Consider the following 3,268-nt stretch of genomic DNA (forward strand, 5'->3'; position numbering starts at 1 on the left):
TGAAGTTTCCGTTGGCCTGAACCGTCGCGGTGCCCAGCACCACGCCGTTGTCCTTCAAGGTGACGGTCTGGCCGACCACCGTCGCGGCGCCACTCAGGCTRACCGTGCCCGTGATGGTCTGCGTCGCGACATTGCTCGCTACCGCCGCGCTCGTGATCGTCACGGTCGGAGCGATATTGTCGAGCGTATCGACCACGGCCGCGCTGGTGCCGACATTGCCATAGCTGTCGGTGAGCGTCGCGACGATGGAGTTCGTGCCCTGGTTCGGCAGCGTCACGGTCGAACTGAAGATGCCGTTGGCCTGAACAATCGCCGTGCCGATCGTCACGCCATTGTCCTTCAGCGTCACGGTCCGGCCGACCACSGCCGCCGTCCCGCCGGAGACGACCGTGCCGGTGATSGTTTGCGCSGCGACRTTGCTYGCTTCCGCCGCGCTGGTGATCGTCACCGTCGGGRCRAYATYATCCAGCATGTCCACGACAGCSGYGCTGCTGCCGGTGAGACCGAGACTGTCGGTCACCGTCGCCACGATCGAATTGGCGCCCTGGTTCGGCAGYGTGACCGTCACGCTGAAGTTTCCGTTGGCCTGAACCGTCGCCGTGCCCAGCGTCACGCCGTTGTCCGTGAGCGTGACGGTCTGGCCGGCGACCGTTGCGTCGGGCGACGTGACCTTGCCGGTGATGGTCTGCGTCGCGACATTGGTGGCCACCGCCGCGCTGGTGATCGTGACGGTCGGAGGCACCGGGGGATTGCTGTTGGTCACCGTCGTGGTGGAATCCACCGTGGCGACCGGCACGGACGTGATGGGAATCTCGAACACGACGCCGTCGCCGTTCGCGCCGCCCGTCGTGGCGGTTCCGATCAGATTGCCCGCGGCATCGATCATCAGAGCGCCGATGGGGAATTGACCGTTGGCGCCGGTGAACGTCCCCAGCACCGTTGGCGTGTTGCTGTAACCGCTCGCGGTCTTGGCAATCTCGAACACGGTCCCGTTGCCGTCGGCTCCACCACGCTGCGCGGTGCCATACAGATTGCCCGCCGCATCCATGACCAGGCCGGACTTTGCGCCACCCGAGTCGCTGAACGAGACCAGCACCGTCGGCGTGCTGCTGTAGCCGCTGCCGCTCTTGACGAATTCAAACACGGTGCCGTGACCGTAGGCGCCGCCGTAGGTTGTCGTCCCGAACAGATTCCCCGCATCATCGATGAGCAGGGTGCCGTACGGCGAACCGCCACTCGCGCCGTCGAACGAAAGCAGCACCGTCGGTGTGCTGTAGCCGGCGGCGGTCTTGGCGATCTCGAACAGGGTCCCCCCTCCGTTGGCACCGCCGAGCTGTGTCGTTCCGAACAGGTCGCCCGCTGCATCCATGACCAGGCCGGCAAAAGCGGGGCGGTTGCCGTTGGTCCCGTCGAACGTCATCAATACCGTCGGCGTGCTGCTGTAGCCGCTGCCGTTCCTGGCGATTTCGAACACCGTGCCGTAGCCATTGGCTCCGCCATAGGCTGCGGTTCCGAACAGATTTCCGGCGGCATCCATGATCAGGCTGGATTCGGGGTATTGTCCGTTGGCGCCGTTGAACGCGGCCAGCAGCGTCGGTGTGCTGCTGTAGCCGTTGCCGGTCTTGACGAGCTCGTACACGCCGCCCAAGCCATTCGCGCCGCCCTGTTGGGTCGCGCCGAACAGATTGCCGGCCGCATCCATGATCAGGCCGCCTGCAGGGGTGGCTCCATTGACGTTGTTGAACCCGGCCAGCACCGTCGGCGTGCTGGCGTAGCCGCTGCCGTTCTTGGCGATCTCGAAAATCTCGCCGATGCCGCCGCCGCCGATGAATGTCGTGCCGAACAGATTGCCCGCCGCATCCCTGATCACGCCGGCGATAGGTTGATTGCCATTGGGGCCAGTGAACGTGGCCAGCGTCGTCATCGGGCTGACATAGGCCATGGACGTATAGGCCGAGCTGCCGTCCGACAGCGTGAAGGTCGTCGTATCGCTGGTATTGGGCACGCCGGCCGCGGGTGTGAAGACAAGCGCGTTGAGCTCGCTCGTAATCAGAGAGGCGGTTCCCGACAGGGTATAGGTATTGCCGAAATGGCTCAGGCCGGTACCGGACAGCGTGCCGCCGAGCCCGCTCATCGTGATTGTCAGCGTGTCGGTCGCACCGAGATTGGAGTCACTGATGGTGACGCCGGCAAACGGATTGATCGGCGTCCGTGCCGAGGTCGTCTGCCCGGCAGTTGTACCCGTGATGGTCGGTGGAACGTCGACCCTCTCCACCACCGCAGCGCTGCTGCCGGTGAGACCGAGACTGTCGGTCACCGTTGCAACGATCGAATTGGCGCCCTGGTTCGGCAGCGTCACGGTCGCGCTGAACAGCCCGTTGGCTTGAACAATTGCCGTGCCCAGCACCACGCCGTTGTCCGTCAAGGTGACGGTCTGCCCGGCGACCGTTGCATCGGGCGACGTGACCCTGCCGGCGATGATCCGGGTCGTGTATTTGCTCTCCTCCGCCGCAGAGGTGATCGTCACCGTCGGCGGAACCGGCGGATCGAAATTGACCACCGTCGTGGTGCGGTCGACCGTGGGGACGGCCACCGCCCCAACTGGGATCTCGAACACGACGCCGTCGCCGTTTGATCCGCCCGCAGACGTGGTTCCAACCAGATTGCCCGCCGCATCTATCATCAGGCCAACGGGGTATTGACCGTTGGCGCCGTTGAACGTCGCCAGCACGATTGGCGTGCTGTTGTAGCCGTTGCCGTTCCTGGCAATCTCGAACACGGTACCGTAGCCGTTTGCTCCGCCCTGCTGTGTCGTTCCGAACAGATCTCCCGCCGCATCCATGACCAGGCCGGACGACCTTGCACCACTCGAGCCGCTGAACGAGGCCAGCACCGTCGGCGTGCTGCTGTAGCCGCTGCCGATCTTGACGAGCTCATACACAGTGCCGGCACCGTGGGTTCCGCCGAAACTTGTCGTCCCGAACAGATTCCCCGCAGCATCCATCAGCAGGGTGCCGGAAGGCGAATCGCCACTCGTGCTGTCGAACGTCACCAAGGTCGTCGTCGTGTAGCCCCCGGCGGCGGTCTTGACGAGCTCGAACAAGGTGTTCCCTGCCGTTCCGAACAAATCGCCCGCAGCATCAATGACCAGGCCGCCGAAGCCGGGGCGAGAACCGTTGGTGCCGTCGAACGTCACCAGGGTCGTCGGCGTGCTGCTGTAGCCGCCAGCGGTCTTGACGATTTCAAATACGGTACCGAGGTTGTTGGC

The 3,268-nt window shown here is 64.6% G+C and carries 1 protein-coding gene; it reads right to left on the minus strand.

Annotation, left to right across the window (positions count from 1 at the left end):
- A partial coding sequence (locus tag ACXJL8_RS37335) for a beta strand repeat-containing protein (protein WP_456686644.1) occupies window positions 1-3,268 on the minus strand: 3,268 nt, incomplete at both ends.

It is taken from the genome of Bradyrhizobium sp. P5_C11_2, from assembly GCF_054049755.1.